The organism is Escherichia sp. AM3, from assembly GCF_032029835.1.
Lineage (GTDB): Bacteria > Pseudomonadota > Gammaproteobacteria > Enterobacterales > Enterobacteriaceae > Escherichia > Escherichia coli.
The window spans coordinates 1-231 of sequence record NZ_JAVUPQ010001366.1 but is presented as its reverse complement, the minus strand read 5'-3'; the positions used below and the strand labels follow the sequence as shown (position 1 = coordinate 231).

Here is a 231-nt window from a genome sequence, read left to right as displayed (position 1 = left end):
CGCAATGTGTCGTTGACCACCTGGCGTATCTGCTCGCCAAACTGCTTAATCACTTCACTGTGGATGACAATCTCCAGCTCACCGTGAGCGGGGGCGATTTTCACCATCAGGGCGCTGGACGACTGCGTTCCCTCCACCGCCTCCCATAACATATTAATGATAAATTCCGGATAGGGATGCGACGTGCGCCCTCGCACGATCATGTGCTTCGAGGTGCGGGAAGGTGGAGTC

General features: G+C 55.8%; 1 pseudogene. It reads right to left on the bottom strand.

Annotated features, from left to right (window positions below):
* Positions 1–152 (bottom strand): annotated as a pseudogene (locus tag RTW80_RS31080) (citrate lyase ACP); the annotation flags it as partial.
* Positions 153–231: the final 79 nt, after the last annotated feature.